Here is a 24,001-nt window from a genome sequence, read left to right on the forward strand (position 1 = left end):
AAAAGGAACGATTTAAAACGAACAACAGTGGCATTACTGTTGAATTCGTCGAGGCACGAGACGATTAAGAGGACGATTAAGAGGACAATCTAAATATGATTAGCAAGACAAGCAAAGGCAATAACAAACTCCTGGGAAGAACAACAAAGAACTGAAAGCCAATATTTCTGAACCGGAGAAGCACCACAGATCCGAACGACCTGGAATCTGCATGGGGACAACTCGAGCCAAGCTGGGGCAACACACAAGCTGATGGATCAAGCTTCAGACTGCTGCTCTCTAACGGGTTCAATCTGAATTGACGCAAGGTGTGAACTGGTCGACCTGGAAAAACAATCTGGCTCTGGGCATGCCCTGCGTGCTGAGTTCGCTTGCCTTCAGCCTGATGACGATCTGCGTCAAACAGCTGGGTGATCGTCTGCCGGTCGCCGAAATCGTCTTCTTCCGGGCACTGATCAGCATTGTCCTCACCCTGATTGGCCTACGCGTCGCCAAGGTCTCGCCATGGGGTCAACATCACGGGCTCCTGATGTTGCGAGGCCTGTGCGGAAGTATTGCTCTGCTGTGTTTCTTTGAAGCAATCGCAAATCTGCCTCTGGCATCGGCCACGGTGTTGCAATACACCTATCCAACATTCACAGCGCTGGCTGCCTGGCTGATGTTGGGAGAAAGGCTGCGAAAACGGATCATGCTTGCTGTCCTGATCGGCTGGATTGGAATCACGCTTGTGGTTCGTCCGAGCTGGCTCGACGCAGGAGTTGGGCCTCTGCCGATCACAGCCGTGATGATTGGGTTGGGCGGTGCACTGTTCACGGCACTGGCTTACGTCTGCGTTCGACGATTGTCGGCCGATGAACATCCACTGGTGATCATCTTTTACTTTCCGCTGCTTTCGGTTCCGATCACATTGCCAACCATGCTGCAAAAGGGTTTATGGCCCCAAGGAATGGAATGGCTGTGGTTGATCGGAATTGGTGTGTTAACGCAACTGGGGCAGATCTGGGTGACGCAAGCCTTAAGCGGCTTACCGGCCGCAAGAGCAACATCGATCAATTACGTGCAGGTGTTATTTGCTGCAATCTGGGGCTGGTTGTTTTTTTCAGAGCAAATGAACCTATGGATCATCACTGGAGCAGCATTGATTCTGATCGCGACATTAATCAGTTTATCGGCACGGATTGAGAACCAAGCCATCGGCAAAATCGGGGCAACGTAAAACCCTGGAAGCAAAGATTGACAATCACAACAATAAAAATAAGCGTTTTAATATAATCTTGCAGGTTCAATAACTCAACGCCGGCCAATCCCGTCACAGATGGTAGTTGGCGCGCCAACTCGTAGGTTAGAGCCAAAGGCACAGCCCCTCTGAGGCCACACCAACATATCAATGCGACATTCTGATCAGACAAGGGAGAGAGACGTCGGAAGGCAAGCACACTCAGAGGACGAACAACAATCATCAATCCGAAGGCAATGCATACACCCGGCACGGCATACATCAGAACATTAGATGGGTCAAAAAGAAGCCCGAACAAGAGAAAGATTGTCAATTCCATCATCGAACTAAATGACTCCAAACTGTCTTCTAATAATTCATGGGTTATATGAGGATTATTGTAAATATTATTCGACAGAAATAAGCCTGTAACAAAACAAGCAACATACCCAGATCCCCCAATCAATGTTGTAAATCCAAACGAAGCCATCGCAATTGAAAGACCAAGTACCAGAACCTGATCACGGCTTGTCAACACACTTTTCAAAATATATTGAGAGAGATAGGAGAGAATAAGCCCACAGAGAATACCGCTACCCAAATTTCTCAGAAAAACCTGAATTTCCATGGCAACGGGCACAAACTTATCAACGTTACTGTTGTTCAAGGCAGTAAAAATTCCAGCCGAAAGGGTTAAAAACAAGATCGCAGCCGGATCATTCAGTGATGATTCAAATTGAAGAACGGACCGAACTCTTTTTGGGACAAATTTTTCGACATTCTTCAACATGCTGATGGTGGCCCCGGCATCTGTAGAAGCCAGACAGGCGGCCATCAAAAAACAGGCTGATATGGGCAAGGATGGAATTGAAGGAAGCACATGGTGAACACCAACAACCACCAGCCAAATCAACAGGGCAAGCAAACACGAAGAGAGAATTACTCCACCAGCAGCGAGAAGAACTCCGAATAAAACCAAACCACGCAAAGAGAAAAAATTGGTAGACAATCCTGAATAGAACAACAAAAGTGATAGGGACGAGGCATGCAGAACCTCAACCATTGTCTCACTCAACAGAGAATCAAAAAGTGGGATATTGACCATTATCCCCAAGAGCAATACTCCAAGAATTGCTGGTAATCCAAGACGAATAGAAAGCTTCGTTGCCAGCAGAGCTCCCAGGAAGAAAACAGCAACCAAGGCAACAATTCCAGCCACGGGAATCTGTAGATGCGGCTCCATAGCAACGGATTCCGACACGGAGAACAAATTCAATAAAGCAAGGTCAACCATCAGCCTGAAGATGCACCTTTGATCAGGGAGTCATGATCGATCCGCTCAAATCCTGATCGCATAAATCGGAAAATAGTGGATGAAAAGATTAACAGTCCGAGCAAATTTGGCATGCAGGCAAGGGAAACAATAATGGTGTTAGTTTGCATAGAAATTTGAGTAGGCAGAAAATGAAAAACCATAATCATCAACACCCAAAACGAACGGAACAACCATCGATGCGCTGTCCCAAAAAGGAAATCAAAGCAACGTTCCCCAATCACATAATATGCAATAATCGTCGTGAAACCCATTGAAAAGCCAACCAACAAAAAAAGCAGGCCAGATCCCTCCCAACCCCAATCCAAAGCTGCCCATATCAATTGAACAGGTGAATTTACGTCCAGATAACTTCCACTCATCACGATGAGAAGTGCAATCATTATTACAAAAATGAGCTCAAAAAAACTGATTGCGACAGCCGTAAAGGCCTGAGACAGGGGATCTGCAGGTTCGGAGGCTGTTTGAAGCATCACCTCACGGCCCAGCCCTGCTCCATTGGTCAACACTCCAAGCCTGACGCCATGACCGATCACGGCTGCCAGAGATCCAGCCATGATCGCTTTCAAACTCAAGGCATCACGAAGGATCAATGTCGCGGCCGGTGGAATGTCTGAGGCGTGCATCAGCAACGTTGATGTACACATCACAACACTCAAACCCAATGCTAGTGGTGAGAGAAAAATACATGCTTTGACAATGCGCCTCAAACCACCAGAGATAATTAGTGCGCTTAAAACTGAAATCAATACACATGTCCATAACTCAGGGATGCCAACCCAATGCTGAAATGCGACGCCGATGACTTTGGCCTGAAAAAAATTACCTGAATAAAGTGTTGACAGTAATGTAAAAAATGCAAAAACAATTGCAAACCACTTCAACCCCTTGGGCATCTTAGCCTGAAGGTAATACATAGGTCCACCAACCCATTCACCACAATCGTTCTTCAAGCGGTAAGTGAATGAGAGATAGGCCTCCGCAAACCGAGGTGCAAAACCAAGCATGATGGACACACACGCCCAAAACACAACGCCTGGACCACCTATGTAAATCGCTAAAGCTGTACCAACGAAATTGCCAACACCAATGATGGCTGAGCTATTCAAAATAACAGATTGCCATGCTGGCAATACATCCAAGCGTCGCGACGATGGTGTCCGCAGACTTCGTTCAAAAAAATGCAAAATCTTCGGCAACTTCCAGATTGTCTGGAAATCAATCGCCAGAGTCATGAAGAGGCCGACGAACAGAATCCAATCCCCCAATACACCCCAAATGAAAGTATTTATTCCGTAAAATAAATAGTGGATTTCCATTCACTACTACGAGCACATCTCCCTAGCTTGAAGGATGGACGCTCAAAAAACAAATCCTTGAAGCAATCGAACGCGCAACAGCCCCACGCTCAAGCAACGCGATCACTCAACTCAGTGGAAGTGGGAAAGTCAACCAATCCTGAGACAAACCGTCTTGGGAACCAGTTGGTCGAGCCAATCGCCAACTTTCACCCAGGTCACCCCGTTCCAGGTAGATCTCAAAAGGGCTATCCACTTGAAACGTGTCACCTGGAAGTTGCCAGTCGAAGCGTCCTTTGATTTTCATACCACTTTGTTCCCCGATCAGGACCGTTTGCTGATCTTCTATCCGAACACGGCTCACCGTTGGATCCTCTGCTGGCTCTGGCAGGTCAAGGGTTCGTGAAATCGAACGCTGCGTTAATTGAATCTGCAGAGATAACGCCTTCAGCACAGCTGAACGCGGCGGCTCCGCACCACCGCTGCAGGCGGTCAGGACCAGCACCAATCCAAAACTGATCACCCTGCAGATCAGTGCATTCCATCTCAGCTGCACAAAATCGGGCAACATGGTTGTCATCGACAGCTCATTCATGATCGCGTGGTTGCAAGGTCAGCCCATGGGGTGCTGGACACAGGGCAACCGAAAGGGAATTCTGCTGGTGTGTGGACATGTGGGCTACGAGGTTCAGATCACGTCTCGCCACCAGAACCAACTGAAGGGCAACGAAGAGACCGCGATCTGGATTCATCAGATTCAAAGGGATGACGGCTCAAGCCTGTTTGGTTTTCCAGAACAACAGGAACGTGACCTGTTTCGCCATTTGATCAGCGTGAATGGGGTGGGACCACAGGCGGGGATGGCACTCCTACAGGACGGGTCTGTTTCCGAATTGATTGATGCCATCTGTTCAGGAGATCTGCGCCGGCTCTGTCGAGCCCAGGGAATCGGGAAACGAATCGCAGAGCGCCTGGCCGTGGAATTGCGCACAAAACTGGCTGATCTGGATGGCCGTCAAGCCGAGCCCTCCCTTGTGGATGGGGGAGCAGCTTCGGAATCGCTTCCGGTGAGCCCCGAGCTTGAGGAAACACTCGCTGCACTCGGCTACGAAGACCTCGAGATTCGACGAGCGATCCGAGCCGTCCGGGACAGCAAGCAACATCCGGAATGCGGGGATACCGAAGGTTGGATTAGAGCCTGTTTGCAGTGGCTTAGCCGTGAATCAGCCTGAGAGTGATGGCGTAAAGCTAGGATTGCTGTTTGCACCTCAAGGGTCAGTCCCCCGCGCATGACGCTCGACACCGCCGACAAGCAGAAGCTGATCAATACCCATCAGACGCACGGCACAGACACCGGCTCCCCTGAGGTGCAAGTGGCCATGTTGACTGAGCGCATTTCGAGGCTGAGCAGCCATCTCCAGCAGAACAACCATGATTTCTCTTCAAGGCAGGGGCTGCTGAAGATGATCGGTCGTCGTAAGCGCCTGCTTGGCTACATGCGCAGCAAGAGTGAGCAGCGCTATAGCGAGATCATCAGCAAACTCGGCATTCGCGGCTGATCCGAATCATCAGCAGATTTCTGATCCAACGATCACGCCATGGGCGACAAACGCACGCCGCTTCCCTTTGAACCGGACAAGCGAGCCGAATCAGCATCCAGCAGGGAAGCTGGAAGTCGCCCGGCGTCAGAAGCCATTCCGAAAGTTGTAGCCAACAGGATGGCAAGACGGGTTGCCGTGTTCACAGGCCTGCCAACAATGGCCAGCATGGGAGTTTTTGTTGGAAGCTATGTGTTGATTACACAGGGCATTGCTGATATTCCAACGGGAACAACTCTTGGCGTCTCAGGTTTGTTTTTTTTGCTGGGGTTGGCTGGCTTGAGCTACGGAGTTCTTTCAGCCAGTTGGGATCCCCAGCCGGGAACTTTGCTGGGGATCGAAAATATCAGCACAAATCTTCAAAGGCTGCGAACCTCAATTCGGTCTCAGAAAGGCAGCAAGAAATAAGCCATTTACAACAACTGGTTATCGGAATTGATTAAAATAATCGAAAAGAATTCGCACCATGCATATCGCACAATGATTCAATTGACTGACTGATTCATAAGTCAATATCGAAGCATCAACATCATTTTCCAAGACATCAGGCCAAGAGATGTTTGCGCCGGTTTCTCATCAACCCAGAACAAGTTGGCCGCTGGTTCGTGCGGAAAAAGCTTGGGCTTTCAATGAAGACTGGGCAAGCCCCACGTCCCTAACGCAAAACTGTGGACCAAGACGAACATAACGAACGTGATGATCTTGACGAACTTCTGCGATCACAGGAACTTTGACGCCAAGCTCTTCACGATCAGGTCGGTGTTGCTGGAGACATTCACGCAATTTATGCTGTACAGCGATATCACATGCCTGTTCAGGGGACAATTCAACAAGCAGTAGTTCAACATTATCGATTGCCCGACAATCATCAATAATGAGTTGAACGCGATCGTCACGGCGATCCACACCAGCCCAAATCAATAATCTCGCCTCAGCCATAAGATGATCCGAAAGGCGCGCGTAGCTCTTCGGGAACACCACTGCTTCACAACTTCCGGTTAAATCCTCCAGCTGCAGGATGGCCATCCGGTCACCTTTGCGTGTGGTGACCTGGCGATACTCACTGATCATGGCAATGGCACTGACCTTGCTTTTGTCTGCCTGCTCCTCTAAAGCGCCAAGACCAATCGGTGCCAGAAGACGTGCTGGCGGTGCTAACTGTTTGAGCGGATGATCGGAAAGATAAAAACCAACTAAATCCTTCTCAAGGCGTAATTTCTCGGTGGGTGGATAGTCGGCAACCGGCGATGCTTTAGGGGCAAGACTGAGATCCGCAGGTCCTTCCTCTTCGGTGGGAGATGCCATCAGATCAAACAAACTGCCCTGACCACTTTCACGATCCTTCGCTCGTGAAGAAGCCCAATCAATCAAAAGATCAAGGTCAGCCATCAGCTGCGCACGATTACTTTCAGGATCCAAAGCATCCAGTGCACCGCAATGAACCAAGGATTCAAGACTGCGACGGTTCAGCACCGACGAAGGCAGGCGATCGCAGAGATCGGCGAGTGAGCGGAATGGCCCTTCGCGTTCTCGTTCATGAATCAGGTGACGGATGGCCCCGTCACCAAGGTTACGAACAGCGGAGAGACCGAAAAGGATCTTATTTTCTGTTGGGGTGAAATCGGTGCGGGAGGCATTGACATCCGGGGGTAGAACCTCGATCCCCATGGCATTGCAATTGGAGATGTAGCGTTGAACCTTGTCAGCTGAGCTTGCATTAACCGTTAACAGAGCGGCCATGTAAGCCACCGGATAATGGGCTTTTAGGTAGGCGGTTTGATAGGTCACTGCACCATATGCAGTGGAGTGGCTCTTGTTGAAGCAATATTCAGCGAAGAGCACCATTTGGTCGAAGAGCTCATCGGAAACTCTTTCATCAACACCACGTTCAGCAGCACCTTTGACAAAAATTCCACGATGTTTCTGCATCTCAGAAACCTTTTTCTTTCCCATGGCTCGGCGCAGCAAATCAGCCTGACCAAGGGAATAACCCGCCAGATCCTGGGCGATTCGCATGATCTGCTCCTGGTACACCATGATTCCGTAGGTTTCACTCAGAATCGGTTTAAGAATGTTGTGAGCAAAATCAATGGCCTCACGGCCATGTTTACGGTTAATGAATTTGGGGATCAGGCCTGCATCGAGTGGGCCGGGGCGATAAAGAGCCAGGATCGATGAAATATCTTCCAGAGATGAAGGTTTGAGATCCCGCACGATCTGGCGCATTCCACTCGATTCCAGCTGGAAGATGCCTTCAAGATCACCCCGGGCCAGAAGAGCGAAGGTATCGGGGTCCTGGGGTGGCAATTTGTCGGGATCAACACGGGTGCCGCTGCTGACTTCAACAAGCTCAAGGGTCTTGTCGATCATCGTGAGGTTTTTCAGGCCCAGAAAATCCATCTTCAACAGACCCATGGACTCCACGTCTTCCATGAAGTACTGGGTGATGACCTGACCATCGTTGTTGCGCTGCAATGGAACAAGCTGATCGAGCGGGTCAGCAGCAATCACAACACCAGCGGCGTGCACACCAAACGTCTTGTTGGTGCCTTCAATACGCATCGCCATATCCACCCAGCGCTTGACAACAGGATCAGCTTCGTACTTCTCTCGAAACTCGGGATTGGGTGATTCAGCGCCAATCATCGCCTTGAGTTTGGCGGGTTTACCCCGCACAACAGGAATCAACTTGGCGAGACGATCTGCGTCGCCGTAAGGAATGTCGAGAACACGGGCCACATCCTTGAGCACCGCCTTCGATGTCATTCGATTGAAGGTGATGATCTGGGCAACCTTGTCGTCTCCATATCGCTCAGTGACGTAATCAATCACCTCACCCCTGCGCTCAATGCAGAAGTCGGTGTCAATATCCGGCATCGACTTGCGTTCTGGATTCAGAAAACGTTCAAACAGCAAGCCATTGCTCACGGGATCGATATTGGTGATCCCCAGGGCATAGGCCACGAGGGATCCAGCCGCAGATCCACGACCGGGGCCGACAGGGATGTGCTGCTCACGGGCGAATCGGATGTAGTCCCAGACCACGAGGAAATAGGTAGGAAACCCCATCTGCTCCATGATCTTCAGTTCATGAACCATGCGTTCTGAGTAGTTCTCCGCGATCGCATCGTTCTGCCCCAGCTCAAGCCGGGCTCGCAGACCCTGCTCAGTGACTTCCCGGAGGTACGTGACTGGTGTGTGGCCCTCCGGGATCGGGAAGCGAGGCATCTGGTAGTTGCCGAGAATGTCGTAGGCCTCAACCTTCTCGGCCACCTTCACTGTGTTTGCGATGGCCTCCAGCACCACTTCCGGTTCAAGGTGATCCGCAAAGAGGCGAGCCATCTCCTCTTCTGTTTTGATGTATTCCGTGCCGGTATAACGCAAACGCTTTTCATCCGTGATCAGCTTTCCGGTCAACACACACAACAGGGCATCATGCGCTTCAACGTCCTGCTTTGTCAGATAGTGAGCATCATTGGTTGCAACCAGGCAAATCCCAAGTTCCTTGGCAATCCTGACGATTTCCACATTGACAATTCGATCTTCTGGTGAACCATGATCCTGAATCTCGAGATAGAAATCGTCTCCAAAAACCTCCTGATACCAGAGCGCTACATCGCGTGCCACCTCCGGCCGACCCCGGAGAATTGCCTGTGGAATCTCCCCCCCCAGACAAGCTGTAGCCACGATCAAACCTTCGCTGTATTGCTTCAGTAATTCCTTATCGATGCAAGCTCTAGAGAAAATGCCGCGGCCTCGCATTCCTCTCAGATGACTGATGCTGGTGAGCTTGACCAGATTGCGATAGCCAGTGGCATTTTTCGCTAAAACAACAAGGTGATAACGCTTCTCTTTTTTTCTCTGGGGATCATCGATTGATCCGTTGATTACGTACATCTCATTGCCGATGATCGGTTTGAGATCCGATCCCTGACAAAGCTTGAGGAGCTCAATCGCTCCGTACATCACGCCGTGATCGGTGAGGGCAATCGCAGGCATCCCAAGCGCTTTGGCCCGCTCCACCATCGCCGGTAACTGCGATGCACCATCCAGAAGGCTGTAATCGCTGTGGTTGTGGAGGGGAACGAAAGCCATGCTTCCATCCTAGGTCGAGACTCAAGATGTGGGGGTTCACAAATCACCGAGCACTACTGGTGGAGGAACGGGAAGGAAGCGCCACAACAGCCAAATACGCGTTATGACGATCCGAGATCACCCCTCGTGCCGAAGCACTCTGTTGGGGCGTCTCAAAAATCCAGCTCAGGCCGATTGGCCATCACATCTGCAGCCTGTTCGTACTGATGGGCGACCTGCAGCAATCTGGCCTCGTCCAAGACATTGCCGATGAGCTGAACACCGATTGGAAGGCCCGCCTTGCTGAAACCACAGGGCACGCTGATCGCAGGAAGCCCAGCCAGATTCGCTGGAATCGTGAGCAGATCACCGAGGTACATCGCCAGGGGATCATCAGCGTGGGCGCCTGCCCGAAACGCCGTTGAAGGGGCTGTCGGTGTCAGCAGAACGTCGACAGCCTGAAACGCTGCATCGAAGTCGCGCCGGATCAACGTGCGCACCTGTTGGGCTTTTTTGTAATACGCATCGACGTAACCGGCGGAGAGGGCGTAGGTGCCGATCAAAATGCGACGTTGCACTTCGGCTCCAAACCCCTCGGCGCGACTGCGGGAGGTCATCGCTGCGAGGCTCTCAGCATCCTCGGCGCGAAAACCATATTTCACTCCGTCGTAGCGGGCCAGATTGGCGGAGGCCTCCGAGGGAGCAATCACGTAATACGTGGCGATCCCGTCGGTGAAGCGTGGACAGCTGACCTCCACCACCTCAGCGCCGAGCGCCGCAAGCTGTTGAGCCGCCGATTGAACCGAGGCTTTCACCTCGGGATCAAGTCCATCGGCGTCGAAGCATTCGCGGATCACTCCGACCCGCAGACCCGCAATCGATTCAGTCAGGCCAGCTGTGTAGTCAGGAACATCCACGTTCAAACAGGTGGAATCCCTCGGATCAGGACCGGCGATGACTTGCAAGATTTCAGCGGCATCCGCCACGTTGTTGGCGAAGGGGCCCACCTGATCGAGTGAGCTGGCGAACGCCACCAGCCCCCAGCGGCTGACCCGCCCATAGGTGGGCTTCAGACCCACCACTCCACAGAACGAGGCGGGTTGGCGAATCGACCCGCCGGTGTCGGAACCAAGGGATGCAAGACAGCTGCCGGAGGCGACAGCGGCAGCACTGCCTCCCGAACTGCCCCCTGGAACATGATCTTTGTTCCAGGGGTTCCGGGTTGCACCGAATGCGGAGGTTTCCGTGGACCCCCCCATCGCAAATTCATCGAGGTTGGTCTTGCCGACCAGCACTCCGCCGGCTTTCCACAAGCGTTCGGTCACCGTGGATTCGTAGGGGGGGACGAAGTGCTCGAGCATCCGGCTAGAGCAGGTGGTCCGCACACCCTTGGTGCAAAGGTTGTCTTTGATCGCCAGAGGAAGGCCGGCGAGGGGGCCAAGACTCTCACCAGCGGCTCGCAGCGCGTCGACGCGATCGGCTTCGAGCCTGGCCCGTTCCGCTGTCACCTCGACATAAACGTTGAGTGCCGGGTCAGAAGCGGCAAGCCGCTTCAGGTGCTGGTCGACCAGTTCCCGGGCGGAAATCTCGCCGCTCTGCAGTTGCTGACGCCACGCGCTGATCGTCATCGACCTGCGATTCATGCAGGAGCGACGCTATCAGCCGCGAGATCAACCATCCGTGGAAATGGTGAACGGCTCGCTCCGCCGCGTGCGCAGCATGGTGTGAGTCAGGGACTCTGGGTTTTCGGAACCGAGATCGTCGACGAAGGTCTTCAGTTCGGCTTTGAGACTGGATTTGCTGATGAAAGGTCCGAACCAATAGGTGACATCCGGGCCCGTGGTTTCCACCCGAGCCCACCAGGCAACACCAAGACCATTGGCAAGACTGCGCAGTGGCCGGATCAGGCGACTCATGCTGGGGAGAAAACTTGTTGGCATTTTGACCTGATCACGTCGAAATGCGATGCCAGATCAGGGAGAAAGCTGGATGCTCTGATCAAATTGGATGCCCTGGTTCTGATCTGTGGGGGTGAGATCCAGCTGGATCCGCTCGGTTTCAACGGCCTCAGCCATGGTCTCTGCTGGAGATTCAGGCTGAGGAGACGCCGCTGGCTGATGGTCGGATGGATCGACCTGTTCCAAGCTCCCGAACTCTGCAGCAGCTGTTTTGGGGCGTGCGATCGGCGGTGAAGGCGACTGACCGTGGATGTCCTTCATCCAGCTACGCCTCGCCACTTCGTACACACAAAGGGCTGTCGCCACAGACGCATTGAGACTTGGTGTGATGCCCCGGAGAGGAATGCGAACAAGTTGATCGCAGTGACGTCGGGTCAGCAACGAGAGTCCCTGTCCCTCCGAACCGGTGACCAAAACCAGCGGGCCATCGAGATCTGCATCGATGAGGGTCGTGTCACCTTCGGACGCCAAACCGATGACGCGATATCCCGAATCCTTCAACTTTTCCAGGGAGCGGTTGAGATTCACCACCCGAGCCACCGGCATGTGCTCGAGGGCACCCGCGGCAACCTTGGCCACGGATCCGGTGAGGCCAGCGCTGCGGCGCTGGGGGAGCACCACACCGTGGGCACCCATCGCCTCGGCAGAACGGACCACAGCACCCAGATTGTGCGGATCAGTCACCCCATCCAGCGCCAGAAGCAGAGGTGCTTCACCGAGATCAGAGCACCCTTCAATCAGTGTGTCGAGATCGAGGGTCTCTGCCGCGGCAACCTGCAGAGCGATCCCCTGATGAACCGAACCTCCGGTGATCTGGCCAAGGCGCGCCCAAGTGACTTCCTCCACCAGAACGCCGGAGGCTTTGGCATCGCGAAGAAGTTGCAAAAACTTGGCTGCACTGCGCATCTCGGGTGTGCACCAGATGCGATGAATCGGACGACCAGCCTCCAACGCCGCCTGGGTGGAATGACGGCCCCAGATCAGATCATCCGAAGGCGGAGTCGCCGCTGCTGCGGTCGGTTCGACCTCACGCTGTGAGCGCATGGCAGGAGGCCGCCCCCGCTCGGGGAAACGGCGGCGGCTTCCCTCTCTGACAGGGAAGGAACCATTGCGATCAGGGGAACGCCCGCGGTCACCCGGACCTGATCGGGTTGCCCCCCGGCCAGAACGGGGGATCGAACCAGGACGACTGACAGGCCGCGAACGACCGGAAGGGCCAGACCGCTCGTCCGATCCCATACGGCCGGATGATCCCACCCTGGAGCGCCCCTCAGCTCCATAGCGATCGGCTCCGTAGCGATCGGCTGCGCCACGGCGTCCCTGGTCTCGTTCGCCAAATCGTTCACCATCCCGTTTCCAGTCCCGCCGGTCGCGACGATCATTCTCCGGACGGGAACTGCGCTGGGGGGCACGACGCCGGTCCGACCCAACCCGTCCTTCACGGGCTGGACGCCCATCACGGGCTGGACGCCCGTCACGGGATGGTCCACCGGAACGGCGGTCGTAGCGAGGAGCCATGAATTAATGAACGTGTTATCGAAGGTTCCGGCGTTCTCCAGCGTCAGCTGCAGCCAGTCATCAAGTCTCTCAAACGCCTCACCCCAGAGCTGAAAAGATCACGATCAGCCGCGCTGTGGGATTCCTTCAAAATTGATCGAGGTGGTCCAGGAGTTCCTTGAGGCGAACAGGGTTGTTCAGAAACAGCCAGCCAAGCAGTGTTTCGAAGCCTGTGGCCTGACCGTAGATCGCGGCATCACTTCGCCGGGGTCCGCGACCGGCTCGATTGCGACCCCGGCGCACAAGCTCCTGCTCCTGGGGCTCCAAAAGTGGTTCAAGCTTCTGGAGGAGCTGCGCCTGGGCATCCGCTCGAACCTCCGCAACCACAGCCCGGTGCAGATCATCGGCACGGCCTGGGTGCCGACAATGCTTCAAACGTTGGTGCAACTCCCAGACGGCATCACCCAGCCAGGCCAATTGCAGAGGACCAAGATCAGCGGTTTTCGCTCCGGAACACTGTCCCGAAATCCAGTTGCTCAAGCTGCTATCTGACTGAGGGCTGTCGGGAGGTCATTCACAAGGTGCAGAAAGCCCTCGAGGCGGACCAATTTCACAGTTTGGGTCACACGAGAATTGCCAACCAACAGAAAATCCCGCTTTGCATCGGTGCAGTGTTTGGCCAACTGCACGAGAGCTCCCAGCCCAGAGGAATCAAGGAAATCAATTTTGCTTAGGTCGATCACTGCCGGCAGAGCAATCGCTTTCAATACGTCCTGGACGTACTCCATGAACTGTTTTTCGGAGTAGGCATCGAGCTGTCCAGTGAAATGAAACACAAGGCAGCGTTCTTTCTGCTCAAAGCCGCCTCTGAGGGAGACGGTCAGTCGCTGCAATTCGCTGATGGGACCAACCCCTCCATTACATTCACGCGATAATTTTAGGGATTCCGGCCGATTTCAACCACGTGATGACCTGCGATCGCGCATCAGAGACACGAAGCGTGAAAAGTGGTGGTCAGCGTCGTGCGGGCCTGGGCTTGCTTCAGGGTGGTACTGAACCCCAAAGACGGGCTGCTCACGGTGAGCAAAGGCAGCGACTGTGCGGTCGTTCAGATTCAGATGCGTGACGTCGATGCAAGCCGTGGACAAGGAATCAGCATCCAGCGCAAAACCATGGTTCTGACTCGTGATCTCCACCTGACCAGTCGTTCCACAGGGATGATTGAGTCCGCGATGGCCGTAGGTCAGTTTGAAGGTGCTGCCCCCGAGAGCGAGGCCGAGGATCTGATGCCCGAGGCAGATTCCAAACAAAGGAAGTGCCGGCTGATCGAGGAGGGCACGTGCAAGCGCAATTCCGCCGGTCACTGCAGCGGGATCCCCAGGCCCGTTTGAGAGGAAAACACCATCTGGATTTTCGCTAAGAACACTGGCCAGGTCGGAATCTGCCGGCATCACCTTGACCTCACAGCCATGGGCCACGAGGCGATCAAGGATGGCGCGCTTGATTCCGAAATCGATCGCAACGACCCGATAAGAGGGATCCCGACTCGGCTTGAGACGTTGATCAAACACGGCCGAGCAGGGTTCGGCCCAGCGGTAAGCCGAGCGGGTGCTCACCTGATCAGCAAGGTTGAGCCCCTGCATCGAGGGGGCGTCACGGACTTGTGCAAGCAGGTCAGTAGGCGATCGGCCATCACTGCTGATGACGCCATTCATCGCACCCACCTCGCGAAGGTGTCGGACCAGGGCGCGGGTGTCGACGTCGTGAATCCCCACCACACCATGCTCTGCCATCCAGTTTTCGAGGGTCTGCTGACATCTCCAACTGCTGGGCCGAATGGCCAGTTCGCGCGCAATCACTCCTCGGGCGTGTGGGCAGTCCGCTTCCTGGTCTTGATCATTCACACCGGTGTTGCCAAGTTCCGGATAGGTGAAGGTGACGAGCTGCCCGGCGTAACTGGGATCGGTCAGGACCTCCTGATAACCGGTCATTCCGGTGTTGAACACCACTTCGCCGATCACCGTGCCTCGATGACCGAAGCAACGACCGGTGAGAACGGTTCCATCAGCCAACACCAGATGAGCTGCTGCGGATGGGGAGTCAGTCATCGCAAGAGAGCAGAACAGGGCTCAGCCATTCATTCTCCATTTCCATCGTCAAGAGCAGCTTTGAGCGCCTCAAGCCTTGCCCAGGGCAAACCAGCGGAGATCACCTGCGTCGCCTTCACAGCCGCCTTTGTGAGGTCTTGTTCAGCACCAGACGCCCAGAGAACGAGAGCCGTATTCAGCGACACGACATCAGTCTGAGCCTGCGTTCCTCGGCCTTGGAGCACCTCCTGAAGGATTCCCTGATTGGTCTGCAGATCACCGCCAATGAGGCTGTCGAGGGGTGCGGCAGTCAAACCGAGCTCCTCAGCAGAAACGGTTCGGGACGTCATTGTTCCCGCCTCAATCAATCGCAACTGATTGGGGCCCGCCAGAGAGGCCTCATCCAATCCCCCAGCACCATGGACCACCACAGCTCGGTCAAGACCGAGCTGTTGGAGTGCGCCGGCCATCGGGTCCAACAGATCAGCCCGCGCCACACCGAGAACCTGGGCTTGCGGACGTAACGGGTTCACCAGAGGACCCAGAAGATTGAAGACGGTGCGGATCCCGAGACTGCGACGTAGGGGGGCAAGATTGACCAGAGCCGGATGCCAGGCAGGGGCGAACAGAAACGTGATTCCGGTGCTGGTCACCGCGTCTACGACGGTTTTGAGGGGAGCTTTCAAGTGGAGACCAAGGCCTTCCAAGACATCGGCCGAACCCACCTTGCCGCTTGCGCTGCGATTGCCATGTTTGGCCACGGCCACCCCACAGGCCGCAGCGGTGAAGGCAACAGCTGTCGAAATATTGAACGTGTCTGCTCCATCTCCACCTGTTCCACAGGTATCGACCATGGCCAACCCAGGCCGTTCACAGGGAAGTGGGCAAGCATCACGCAAAACCATCGCCATGGCTGCGAGTTCAGCCGCCACCATGGCTTTGGCGCGCATCGCCGCCAGGAAGGCACCGGTCTGGACAGGGGTCAGCTCCTCAGCGAGCCAGGCTTGCATCAGCCCCTTCGCCTGATCCGCAGAGAGATCATCGCCCTGAAGAACGGTCTCAAGCAGGGCGGACCATGAAGGAATTGCAGATGTCATCTCGACAGACCGTGACAGCAAAAAACCCGGGTGACATGCACACCGGGCCGGATGATGGGGACTACTCCACTATCCCTCACTCGTCGATCGGTACACCAGGACGAGCCACGATTCGTCAACCCCCATCCGATTGAGAGGTATCAAAACCTGATCCAACCGCCTCCTCCACGGCAGGGCCTGGGCGATATCCCGATGCCCAGATCTTGCGGGCCCTCGCGTTTAACTCCTCCCGGCTGATCTTCCAAATCGTCAGCAGCCGTTCCATGTCCAGCTGAAGCGACTCAGATCCGGGGAAGCCGTCGTAACGGATGAACAACCGGGCAAGTTCGGCCAGATCGCCATCCTGAGGTGATTCGCGCGCCAGCAGACGGTCGATGTGGTCCCGATCGGTCGCTTCCAGTGGATGGGTCTGGTTGACGGAGCCGGAGGGTTCGGACATGGACGGAATGGAGAGACCGTTGCACCCCAGCTTGCTGGAGCTGGCTGTTTAGGTTGACGGCCTTCTGTGAAGAATGCATGGCCGCGATGCGGTTGGATTTGATCGGCCGTTATCTCCGGCCCCATCGACGCACTGTGTTGATCGGGGCTGTGGCGCTGGTTGTGGTCAACATCCTCAAGATGACAATCCCTCTCGAGGTCAGTCGCGTTGTCGACGAACTTCAGGAGGGATTTGCCTACAGCAACGTGCTGCGCCAGGCCGGCTGGATTGTGATGTTGGCCACTGTCATGGCTGTTGTGAGGCTGCTGTCGCGTCAACTGGTGTTCGGCGTAGGTCGGCAGGTGGAGGTGGAGCTGCGGCAGCGGCTGTTTGACCACATGCTTCGTCAGGAACCGGCCTGGGTGCAAACCACCGGCAGTGGTGAGGTGATCTCTCGGGCGACCAGTGATGTGGAAAACATCAGGAGGCTGCTGGGTTTCGCGATCCTCAGCCTCACCAACACACTTCTGGCCTACAGCCTGACCCTGCCAGCGATGCTGGCGATCGACCCATGGTTGACGCTCGCAGCCGTTGGCTTGTATCCGCTGATGCTCGGCACGGTTCGACTGTTCGGCGGGCAGATGATGCGCCAGCAAAGACGTCAACAGGAAAATCTGGCCGGTTTGAATGAATTGATTCAGGAGGATCTCTCCGGAATCAGCGCCATCAAGATCTACGGCCAGGAGGAGGCCGAACTCACGGCGTTCAGCCAACGCAACAGGCTCTATCGGGACAGTGCCATTCGCCTGGCTCGGACACGCAGCACCCTGTTTCCCTTGCTGGAGGGAATTTCATCGATTTCCCTACTGCTTTTGCTGTCTTTCGGGAGCGGAAAACTGGCAGAGGGATCGCTGAGCATCGGCGGGCTGGTGGCCTTGATCCTCTATGTGGAAGGGCTTGTTTTCCCAACGGCCCTGCTCGGTTTCACACTCAATACGTTCCAGATCGGCCAGGTGAGCCTCGAGAGGGTTGAGGAACTGCTGCAGAGGGTGCCTTTGATCCGCGACAGCAACGTGGGAACTGCACAACCGGATCGGAGTGCTGGAAAGGGCCCCGGGCATCTCGAAGCCCGCAATTTGCACGTGCGTTACGAGGGAGCGGATCGGGACACACTCACTGGCGTGACCTTCTCGATCAAACCTGGTGAGCTTGTCGCTGTTGTGGGCCCGGTGGGTTGCGGGAAGACCACTCTGGCCAGAGCCTTTGGTCGGATGGTTCCCGTCGCGGGAGGCCAGTTGTTCCTTGATGGCTGCGACATCACCGAACTCCCGCTTCAAACCCTGCGGGGTGAGGTGGCCATGGTGCCGCAGGAGGGTTATCTATTCACGAGCAGCCTGGCGGACAATCTGCGATTTGGTGAACCGGAGGCCACATCGGAGCAGGTGGTTCATGCGGCGGAGCAAGCCCGTCTAGCTGACGATGTTCGCGGTTTCCCCGATGGCTTTGAAACCCTTGTCGGTGAGCGTGGCATCACCCTGAGTGGTGGACAACGCCAGCGCACCGCACTGGGCCGCGCATTGCTGGTATCGACCCCGGTGCTGGTGCTCGATGACGCTCTGGCAAGCGTTGATAACAACACCGCTGCTGCGATCCTTGACTCAATCCGCCGTCAGGACGGACGCACCATTGTGATGATCAGTCATCAACTTTCGGCCGCTGCGGCCTGCGATCGAATCCTTGTGATGGAAAACGGCCGCATTGTTCAGGAAGGGCATCACAGTGAACTGATTCACACCCACGGTGTTTATCAACGGCTCTGGGAACGCCAGCAGGCTGTGGAGCAGATGGATGCACTGGCATCCTGAAAGAGTTCATAACAGTGACGGACAACTGGCCGCCGAGGGGCTTAGCTGTTGAGAAGTCCTTCAAGGCCATGACCAGCAGCAACCCGTTCGCCGTGCGCTGCACACTCACATTCGGAGACATTTACGGTCAGGTTCTGGCCTGGATGGCTGTGATTTTTGTCAGCCTCGCTGCCGGACTCGCGTTAATGGGGTCGTCCCGCCCCTTATTCGCCCTAGTTGGTGTCGGATTGATTCTTGTGTTGAGCCTGCCGTTTCTCCTGTTCGCCTTCGTCACAACATTGCTAAACCACATCCAGGTCGAACCGGCGGGGGAAGGAGCGGAACCAACGCCTTGATCCCGATCGCGGGATCCAACTAAAAATCGGGTCCTAACAGTTCTGCCTAGGCTTAAAGCAGACACCGTTCGGGCATGTTTCCCTCCTGGCTGACTTCAAAGGAACCCTCTACGGATTCAGCCAACGAACGCCATGCCGTTCTCGGCACCGCTCTGCGAGCACCTCTGCTGAGCGATCAGGAAGAAGCGATTTTTGCGTGTGGCTGCTTCTGGGGAGCCGAGAAGGGCTTCTGGAGACTGCCCGGGGTCGTCAGTACTGCTGTCGGATATGCCGGAGGGCAGAATCAACATCCCTCTTATCAAGAAGTGTGTTCTGGAAGAACAGGCCACACCGAAGTGGTTCGAGTGGTGTGGAGTACCCCAGCCATTGACTTCTCCGATCTTCTGAAGCTGTTCTGGGAATGTCACGATCCAACGCAAGGGGATCGGCAGGGAAATGACACCGGCAGTCAGTACCGCTCCGCTGTTTACACAACAACAGCGCAACAGATGACGCTGGCTCTGGCCAGCAAGGAGAGCTACCAAAACGGGCTTGCTGCAAAAGGTTTCGGGCCGATCACAACCGAAATCAAGGCCGATCAGCCCTTTTACTTCGCTGAGACCTACCACCAGCAATACCTCGCCAAGCCAGGCAGCCGTCCTTACTGCTCCGCCATGCCGACCCAGGTCGTCCTCGAGGGTTTTGAAGGTGCCAATTTCAAACTTCCCAGCCATGTTTGGGCTCAATACAACTGGGAGGTGAGCCACTGCGTCCTGCGCAGCGACAACCAACCGATCAGCCTCGTCTGATGCCGGACAAGCTGTCCGATCGAACCGTGATTCTGGCGATCGCTCTGACGATCCTGCTGCTTTTCGGGCTGATTTTTTCAACCCGTCCGCCAGGGGGAACCCGAGAATCCCCCTTGTTGTGGCGGGATTCGGGACCAGCAGATCCATCCCCCAGCCGACCAACAGGAACCTTGCAGATTTGACCACCAACAGAAACATCTGAACTGTTGAGTGCCAAGGTGTGGTGAATCGAGCGTTGTTTGGGTGGCGTGAACGCTCCGCAGGAGAGAGACGAACGTCGCCGGCTGCACCCGCTGCCCAGGGGCCTCGTTGAGCTGTATGGATTGATTGCCGTGGTGGTTGTGCTGATCCCCGAATGGTTGGCAGAAGGCACGATCACGCTTGGAAATGCAGCACGAGCAAGCGACTTACCGATGCGTGCGAGGGCGTGGCGAATGCTTCCCGAACTCCGGCTGGCATCCATGAGCCTGGCTGAACTGCGTCAACTCGCCCGTCAGCTGAGGTTGTATGGCTATTCATCGGAGAGCCGAGACAAGCTCACCACTCGATTACTAAGACGGGCAAGACGCCGTAAAGCACTGTGATAGCTTGAATTTGACGGGGCGTAGCGCAGCTTGGTAGCGCACCACTTTGGGGTAGTGGGGGTCGTGGGTTCAAATCCCGCCGCTCCGATTGCTTGAATTCCTGTCACCCCAGAGACGAAGGGCGTACTCAGTGATGGGTCGCCCTTTTTTTTCGCCCAACCTCTTAAGCCAGAGAGTGGCGACAAGGGATGGAAACGAGGATTGGACAAACGGATTCGAGCAAGGCCTAAGGGATCAGCTTGTAAGCACGAAGAACCGCCAAACGGAGGCCGCCAAGTTTCGACCAAGCCGCAATCGCTTCGTCTTTGGTTCGGTAAGGCCGCCAATCGTTGTCGTTCAAACGCCGCTCAATGTGTGCAGCCACTCGCCGAACAACGACAGCATCACTTTTAAATCGAACCGATATGACATCGCCATTGATCAGAATGTCCATACAACAGATAACCTTCTTGGATGCAACAACATTTGCCACCATAATTTTGCCATAAAAACCATGCACGACCTGAAGCTGCACTACGGAAGAGCAAGCATCACCCCTTTGAAGAACAATGGACAAACAAGAGTGACTTCACAATCAATGAACAATCAACGATAGAGGAGATCTAGCATGAGGATAATGCTTGATTCTATCAACAATGACGGGTAAGAAGCGCTGGTGTGCCTAGCCGCCAGAATTGATCTTCCCGATGCCGGAGCGACACCTCGCCTCAAAGACATCACGAAAACAGGAAAATCAGAAAATACAGAAGGGCCAGACAAGCCAGGTAAAATTGATCAGCAGAAAGAAATATTCAGCAGACCAAAACCGCAGAGATCACCAGCACCCATCCGTCCTAGGACAACGAGAGGACTGGTGACTGACATCTCAACCAAGCAGGGTTTGACGGATCAAGTCCGTTGCGCGTTGACGGGAGTAGCGCGCCGCCATTGCACTGGTCAAGGGAAGTGCATCCCTGATTTTTCAGCAGACTCGCATCGAAAAAACAATCCATTCCGTTGGAATTTGTGGACATCGAAAATTCGAGCCGATCGTGCAGCACGATCGGAGCTTCAGGACCAAAGTTGGCTGGCCAGAGCCTTAACCCTGGAAGAAGAGGTGAGCGATCCTCAACGAGTGAAGCCGTTTTGCTTCCCTCCAGATTGAAGGCTGGCAAGGCAGATCTTCTTAAGAAATTCAGTTGGTGTGATGTTTAATCGTTCGTTCGGCATCATTGTCACTTGGTGGTCGAATCGCTCCGGTGGTGTACCGCCGTCGGCCACACAAATTTCCTCGAAGACGTCGCTTCTTAACAGCTGCTTCTCAACAGGTGATCTGTTCTGTCGTGCTGAAAATAATTCCTCTAGGAGAATCGCCCATGATCTGAATCCTGAAATTGATCACCCTGTCCGATTCGGTTTCGATTTCTGAATTGGGAGGCGCAGTTGAACAATCAGAAAAAACAAAACCCCCGCCGAAGGCAGGGGTTTTGAAACATTTCCAGGGAGTGTTGCCTTGTTTCCACCCCTCGAGACGCTTTTTCCTCACAACCTAATAATAGTCAGTGAACTGGCACTGTGCCAGTATCTCTGGGTCGGATCGCGGACTGGCACCGTATTGATGCTACAAAAGGGTTGTTGGCCTCCTCACACAAGGAACCAACACCTCACACACCCCGAAGGCCCACTCATTGAGTGGCCTTTTTTTTGGCTGATTGGAGATGTCCACCAAAATGGTTCCCGCAAAGAAGATCTGACAAAAGAGCCACGCACACCGCCCAAGGCGAGGATTAACCAACAAGAATTTTTATGGCAAAAATGATTCGGCCAATAAGAAGAATCAACCATCAAAAAGCCCCCACTGAAGGGGGCTAGTGAATCTTTTAAAATATAAGCAAGAGATTTGTTTAATATCAGAACTTGAATGTAGTCTGTACTAAACCGCCAAAGACTCCAAGAGACTTATAGTCGCCATTCCAATTACGGGTATTGTCTCCCCAGGGGCGTGACAACCAATAAACAGACGGAGTGACAGAAATGTTATCGGTGACTTGATATTTGTACCAGAATTCCTTTGCATATCCTCCATCCGCAATAAAATCACTATCATCATTTTTGCGATCAACGTTATACGTGAACTGAGGCTGACCAACAGCGAAGCCCATGGCGTTGTCGTCCATGAACACATCGCTCCAAGTCAAACCAATCATCCAACTTGCATAAGATCGCTTAATCACCTGGTGTTCCCAATGACGATTACCTGTCAAATAAGATGCTCCAACACCACCGCTGACCGATGGAATCCAACTTGAATCATCTGGACGCCAGAAGGCGTTAAAAGACCAGCTATTACTGTAAGCACCGGAACGAACAGATTCACCCTTTTTATTATCTACGGTACAGGGTGTACCAAATTTATCATCTACTGTAAACATTGTGGGAGTACGGAACTTAGCCCCACACTGGCCTTTGCGATAACCAAGAGCCATGCCCCATTTTTTATTACCATATGCAATCTGGCTTGTTATGTTTCCTTCCGAATTATCAGTCATAAAACCTCCGCTCGAAGGGTTGCCATCATTGGCTTCTCCACTATCCGCTACATAATTGGCTGCAACAGTAAAATAGGGATTGCCCTTCGAAACGTTATTCTTGTTGGTGTATATAGCGCCAAAACCACCTCCAGTTTCCTTATTCCATACGCCTGGAACCCCCAAAGATCCACCGAAGAAGTCAAGAACCTTCGTGCCCCCTTTGGCATAAGCCGTCGCTTTGTATCCCATCATCTCGGTATTACGAGTTAACGGGCCAGCTTGAATGATGACATTTGATCCAACTGGGAATCGATAATACAAACGGTCAACTTCGACCCCATTCCCACCAGGAGCTGCCGTATCTAATTTGTTGAGTGAGACTCCGTTGCCATCCCATGGGCTTGTATCGCCCATATTGCCTGCGCGAAGCCGAGTAAATAGAAGGTCTTTTCCAGTGAATGACGTCTTCAGCCCAAGGCGCAAATCATAGGAGAAGTTGAATGCACCCCAGTCTTGATTGTACTGATTACGGGCACCAGGGCGATCCACCAAATTACCGTCATCATCTCTCGTTCCAGGAGCAATGACCCTGAAATTGTCGCCCTTGGCACGCGTTGCACCCGCAACCCAGACCGTTTTGCCTTTGAGCTTGGTGGTGGTGGAGAACTGGGTGGATTCCAGTTCGCCGACGCGGGCTTCCAGACCGTCAACACGGCCGCGGATGATCGCCAGCTCACGCTCGAATTCCTTAATCAGACGAGCAAGATCGTCAGTTAATTCAGTGACGCTGTCGAGGCAGGAGTTCAGCAGAGCGGCAGCCTCGTAACGGGTCATCGCCCGGTTGCCGCTGAAGCTGCCGTTGGGATAGCCGGCGACGCAGCCGTAACGCTCGATCAGGTTGGCCAGTGCCTGGTAAGCCCAGTCGGTTGGGTAGACGTCAGAAAACTGGGTGATGCTGGTGACCTGCTCAATGTCTTCGTCGGACGCGTAGTCCGACACGCCGTTGATGTTCAGGTCAGCGGCGTTGGCCGCCATAGGAGCCAGTAGGCCGAGAGCGGCAGGCGCCACCAGCAGCTGCTGGAAGAGTTTCATGAGGTTCCTCACACCAAAAATTGAGGGATGGACAGAGAATGTCTGTCCGATTGGAGATTAAGAATCAAAAAAGCAGAAGGTCGCAATCTTAATCACGCCATCAAATTGTTCTGCACTACATTCAAAAGGGATTTACTGACTTTATAGAAAAGATTTCTTGCGCAAAGAACAAGCTCCGCAAAATATCACGATTTAAACAGTTCAAGGTTATACAATTAAAATAATGTGCTACGCCAGAGCAAAAGCCAAAT

Annotated in this window: 24 protein-coding genes and 1 tRNA gene; 10 read left to right on the forward strand and 15 right to left on the reverse strand. The window is 54.1% G+C overall.

The features are described 5' to 3' along the window. Positions 1-349: 349 nt before the first annotated feature. Entirely contained in the window at positions 350-1,216 is an 867-nt protein-coding gene (locus tag SIB64_RS11155; protein WP_413442999.1) for a DMT family transporter, read from the forward strand. Here SIB64_RS11155 and SIB64_RS11160 read toward each other — a convergent pair. From SIB64_RS11160 to SIB64_RS11170, 3 genes are all read right to left on the reverse strand, one after another. Further along, positions 1,161-2,510 (reverse strand): cation:proton antiporter, encoded by a 1,350-nt coding sequence (locus tag SIB64_RS11160; RefSeq protein WP_413440278.1) that lies wholly within the window; start codon positions 2,508-2,510, stop codon positions 1,161-1,163. The genes SIB64_RS11155 and SIB64_RS11160 overlap by 56 nt on opposite strands. Further along, positions 2,510-3,868: an alanine:cation symporter family protein gene (locus SIB64_RS11165; RefSeq protein WP_413440279.1), complete on the reverse strand. Its 1,359-nt coding sequence runs from the start codon at positions 3,866-3,868 to the stop codon at positions 2,510-2,512. Before SIB64_RS11165 ends, SIB64_RS11160 begins: the two co-directional genes overlap by 1 nt. Positions 3,869-3,974: 106 nt before the next feature. Continuing rightward, a complete protein-coding gene (locus SIB64_RS11170; protein WP_413440280.1) occupies positions 3,975-4,427 on the reverse strand; it encodes a hypothetical protein in 453 nt (150 codons plus the stop codon). Between the two features lie 13 nt (positions 4,428-4,440). Between SIB64_RS11170 and ruvA the strand changes: the two genes are divergently transcribed. From ruvA to SIB64_RS11185, 3 genes are read left to right on the forward strand one after another with little or no spacing between them, the layout of a single operon-like run. Next, positions 4,441-5,079 (forward strand): Holliday junction branch migration protein RuvA, encoded by a 639-nt coding sequence (gene ruvA, locus SIB64_RS11175; protein ID WP_413440281.1) that lies wholly within the window; start codon positions 4,441-4,443, stop codon positions 5,077-5,079. Positions 5,080-5,136: 57 nt separating this feature from the next. Then, a complete protein-coding gene (rpsO, locus tag SIB64_RS11180; RefSeq protein ID WP_413440282.1) occupies positions 5,137-5,406 on the forward strand; it encodes a 30S ribosomal protein S15 in 270 nt (89 codons plus the stop codon). A 39-nt stretch (positions 5,407-5,445) separates the two neighbouring features. Further along, the gene (locus SIB64_RS11185) at positions 5,446-5,853 is read left to right on the forward strand and encodes a PAM68 family protein (RefSeq protein ID WP_413440283.1); all 408 of its coding nucleotides are present in this window, start codon (positions 5,446-5,448) and stop codon (positions 5,851-5,853) included. Between the two features lie 168 nt (positions 5,854-6,021). Here SIB64_RS11185 and SIB64_RS11190 read toward each other — a convergent pair whose 3' ends face one another. The 9 genes from SIB64_RS11190 to SIB64_RS11230 all read right to left on the reverse strand — a co-directional run bounded on the left by SIB64_RS11190 (position 6,022) and on the right by SIB64_RS11230 (position 16,597). Continuing rightward, positions 6,022-9,540 carry a DNA polymerase III subunit alpha gene (locus tag SIB64_RS11190; RefSeq protein ID WP_413440284.1) on the reverse strand — a complete coding sequence of 1,173 codons (3,519 nt, stop codon included), beginning with the start codon at positions 9,538-9,540 and terminating at the stop codon, positions 6,022-6,024. Between the two features lie 152 nt (positions 9,541-9,692). Further along, on the reverse strand, positions 9,693-11,147 hold the full coding sequence (gatA, locus tag SIB64_RS11195; RefSeq protein WP_413440285.1) for an Asp-tRNA(Asn)/Glu-tRNA(Gln) amidotransferase subunit GatA: 1,455 nt from the start codon (positions 11,145-11,147) through the stop codon (positions 9,693-9,695). A gap of 42 nt (positions 11,148-11,189) precedes the next feature. Beyond that, the gene (locus tag SIB64_RS11200; RefSeq protein WP_413440286.1) at positions 11,190-11,459 is read right to left on the reverse strand and encodes a DUF1816 domain-containing protein; all 270 of its coding nucleotides are present in this window, start codon (positions 11,457-11,459) and stop codon (positions 11,190-11,192) included. Between the two features lie 33 nt (positions 11,460-11,492). Beyond that, positions 11,493-12,995: a 23S rRNA (guanosine(2251)-2'-O)-methyltransferase RlmB gene (gene rlmB / locus SIB64_RS11205; protein ID WP_413440287.1), complete on the reverse strand. Its 1,503-nt coding sequence runs from the start codon at positions 12,993-12,995 to the stop codon at positions 11,493-11,495. 126 nt (positions 12,996-13,121) lie between these two features. After that, positions 13,122-13,514: a ribonuclease III domain-containing protein gene (locus SIB64_RS11210; RefSeq protein WP_413440288.1), complete on the reverse strand. Its 393-nt coding sequence runs from the start codon at positions 13,512-13,514 to the stop codon at positions 13,122-13,124. Next, on the reverse strand, positions 13,511-13,867 hold the full coding sequence (locus SIB64_RS11215) for an STAS domain-containing protein (protein ID WP_413440289.1): 357 nt from the start codon (positions 13,865-13,867) through the stop codon (positions 13,511-13,513). The genes SIB64_RS11210 and SIB64_RS11215 overlap by 4 nt, the downstream gene beginning before the upstream one ends. A gap of 63 nt (positions 13,868-13,930) precedes the next feature. Beyond that, a complete protein-coding gene (gene carA / locus SIB64_RS11220) occupies positions 13,931-15,082 on the reverse strand; it encodes a glutamine-hydrolyzing carbamoyl-phosphate synthase small subunit (RefSeq protein ID WP_413440290.1) in 1,152 nt (383 codons plus the stop codon). Positions 15,083-15,111: 29 nt separating this feature from the next. Continuing rightward, complete coding sequence (trpD, locus tag SIB64_RS11225) at positions 15,112-16,158, reverse strand: anthranilate phosphoribosyltransferase (protein WP_413443000.1); 1,047 nt, start codon at positions 16,156-16,158, stop codon at positions 15,112-15,114. A 115-nt stretch (positions 16,159-16,273) separates the two neighbouring features. Then, the gene (locus tag SIB64_RS11230) at positions 16,274-16,597 is read right to left on the reverse strand and encodes a DUF3288 family protein (RefSeq protein ID WP_413440291.1); all 324 of its coding nucleotides are present in this window, start codon (positions 16,595-16,597) and stop codon (positions 16,274-16,276) included. A gap of 77 nt (positions 16,598-16,674) precedes the next feature. On the opposite strand from SIB64_RS11230, the gene SIB64_RS11235 reads away from it, so the two are divergent. The 6 genes from SIB64_RS11235 to SIB64_RS11260 all read left to right on the forward strand — a co-directional run bounded on the left by SIB64_RS11235 (position 16,675) and on the right by SIB64_RS11260 (position 20,236). Then, positions 16,675-18,441 carry an ABC transporter ATP-binding protein gene (locus tag SIB64_RS11235; RefSeq protein WP_413443001.1) on the forward strand — a complete coding sequence of 589 codons (1,767 nt, stop codon included), beginning with the start codon at positions 16,675-16,677 and terminating at the stop codon, positions 18,439-18,441. A gap of 68 nt (positions 18,442-18,509) precedes the next feature. Continuing rightward, positions 18,510-18,776, forward strand: coding sequence for a hypothetical protein (locus tag SIB64_RS11240; RefSeq protein ID WP_413443002.1), 267 nt, complete (start codon positions 18,510-18,512; stop codon positions 18,774-18,776). Positions 18,777-18,850: 74 nt separating this feature from the next. Next, the gene (msrA, locus tag SIB64_RS11245; RefSeq protein ID WP_413440292.1) at positions 18,851-19,564 is read left to right on the forward strand and encodes a peptide-methionine (S)-S-oxide reductase MsrA; all 714 of its coding nucleotides are present in this window, start codon (positions 18,851-18,853) and stop codon (positions 19,562-19,564) included. Beyond that, positions 19,564-19,746, forward strand: a complete 183-nt coding sequence (locus tag SIB64_RS11250) for a hypothetical protein (protein WP_413440293.1) — start codon at positions 19,564-19,566, stop codon at positions 19,744-19,746. Before msrA ends, SIB64_RS11250 begins: the two co-directional genes overlap by 1 nt. 66 nt (positions 19,747-19,812) lie before the next feature. Then, a complete protein-coding gene (locus SIB64_RS11255) occupies positions 19,813-20,148 on the forward strand; it encodes a hypothetical protein (protein ID WP_413440294.1) in 336 nt (111 codons plus the stop codon). Between the two features lie 14 nt (positions 20,149-20,162). Beyond that, a tRNA-Pro gene (locus SIB64_RS11260) sits at positions 20,163-20,236 on the forward strand. A 138-nt stretch (positions 20,237-20,374) separates the two neighbouring features. Here SIB64_RS11260 and SIB64_RS11265 read toward each other — a convergent pair. The 3 genes from SIB64_RS11265 to SIB64_RS11275 form a co-directional block, all read right to left on the reverse strand. Further along, positions 20,375-20,581, reverse strand: coding sequence for a hypothetical protein (locus tag SIB64_RS11265; protein ID WP_413440295.1), 207 nt, complete (start codon positions 20,579-20,581; stop codon positions 20,375-20,377). A gap of 674 nt (positions 20,582-21,255) precedes the next feature. Beyond that, the gene (locus SIB64_RS11270; protein WP_413440296.1) at positions 21,256-21,408 is read right to left on the reverse strand and encodes a hypothetical protein; all 153 of its coding nucleotides are present in this window, start codon (positions 21,406-21,408) and stop codon (positions 21,256-21,258) included. Positions 21,409-22,037: 629 nt separating this feature from the next. Next, positions 22,038-23,750, reverse strand: coding sequence for an iron uptake porin (locus SIB64_RS11275; protein WP_413440297.1), 1,713 nt, complete (start codon positions 23,748-23,750; stop codon positions 22,038-22,040). Positions 23,751-24,001: the final 251 nt, after the last annotated feature.

The sequence above is a fragment of the Synechococcus sp. MIT S1220 genome, assembly GCF_047303025.1.
Taxonomy (GTDB): Bacteria; Cyanobacteriota; Cyanobacteriia; order PCC-6307; family Cyanobiaceae; genus Parasynechococcus.

Excerpts from the sequence above, each read along its gene's own strand:
- SIB64_RS11155 (WP_413442999.1), top strand. The coding sequence starts at position 350 with ATGCCCTGCGTGCTGAGTTCGCTTGCCTTCAGCCTGATGACGATCTGC.
- SIB64_RS11250 (WP_413440293.1), top strand. The coding sequence starts at position 19,564 with ATGCCGGACAAGCTGTCCGATCGAACCGTGATTCTGGCGATCGCTCTG.
- SIB64_RS11165 (WP_413440279.1), bottom strand. The coding sequence starts at position 3,868 with ATGGAAATCCACTATTTATTTTACGGAATAAATACTTTCATTTGGGGT.
- carA (WP_413440290.1), bottom strand. The coding sequence starts at position 15,082 with ATGACTGACTCCCCATCCGCAGCAGCTCATCTGGTGTTGGCTGATGGA.
- SIB64_RS11170 (WP_413440280.1), bottom strand. The coding sequence starts at position 4,427 with ATGACAACCATGTTGCCCGATTTTGTGCAGCTGAGATGGAATGCACTG.
- SIB64_RS11200 (WP_413440286.1), bottom strand. The coding sequence starts at position 11,459 with ATGCCAACAAGTTTTCTCCCCAGCATGAGTCGCCTGATCCGGCCACTG.
- SIB64_RS11265 (WP_413440295.1), bottom strand. The coding sequence starts at position 20,581 with ATGGACATTCTGATCAATGGCGATGTCATATCGGTTCGATTTAAAAGT.
- msrA (WP_413440292.1), top strand. The coding sequence starts at position 18,851 with ATGTTTCCCTCCTGGCTGACTTCAAAGGAACCCTCTACGGATTCAGCC.
- SIB64_RS11275 (WP_413440297.1), bottom strand. The coding sequence starts at position 23,750 with ATGAAACTCTTCCAGCAGCTGCTGGTGGCGCCTGCCGCTCTCGGCCTA.
- SIB64_RS11230 (WP_413440291.1), bottom strand. The coding sequence starts at position 16,597 with ATGTCCGAACCCTCCGGCTCCGTCAACCAGACCCATCCACTGGAAGCG.
- gatA (WP_413440285.1), bottom strand. The coding sequence starts at position 11,147 with ATGACGATCAGCGCGTGGCGTCAGCAACTGCAGAGCGGCGAGATTTCC.
- SIB64_RS11235 (WP_413443001.1), top strand. The coding sequence starts at position 16,675 with ATGGCCGCGATGCGGTTGGATTTGATCGGCCGTTATCTCCGGCCCCAT.
- trpD (WP_413443000.1), bottom strand. The coding sequence starts at position 16,158 with ATGACATCTGCAATTCCTTCATGGTCCGCCCTGCTTGAGACCGTTCTT.
- ruvA (WP_413440281.1), top strand. The coding sequence starts at position 4,441 with ATGATCGCGTGGTTGCAAGGTCAGCCCATGGGGTGCTGGACACAGGGC.
- SIB64_RS11190 (WP_413440284.1), bottom strand. The coding sequence starts at position 9,540 with ATGGCTTTCGTTCCCCTCCACAACCACAGCGATTACAGCCTTCTGGAT.
- SIB64_RS11240 (WP_413443002.1), top strand. The coding sequence starts at position 18,510 with ATGACCAGCAGCAACCCGTTCGCCGTGCGCTGCACACTCACATTCGGA.
- rlmB (WP_413440287.1), bottom strand. The coding sequence starts at position 12,995 with ATGGCTCCTCGCTACGACCGCCGTTCCGGTGGACCATCCCGTGACGGG.
- rpsO (WP_413440282.1), top strand. The coding sequence starts at position 5,137 with ATGACGCTCGACACCGCCGACAAGCAGAAGCTGATCAATACCCATCAG.
- SIB64_RS11185 (WP_413440283.1), top strand. The coding sequence starts at position 5,446 with ATGGGCGACAAACGCACGCCGCTTCCCTTTGAACCGGACAAGCGAGCC.
- SIB64_RS11160 (WP_413440278.1), bottom strand. The coding sequence starts at position 2,510 with ATGGTTGACCTTGCTTTATTGAATTTGTTCTCCGTGTCGGAATCCGTT.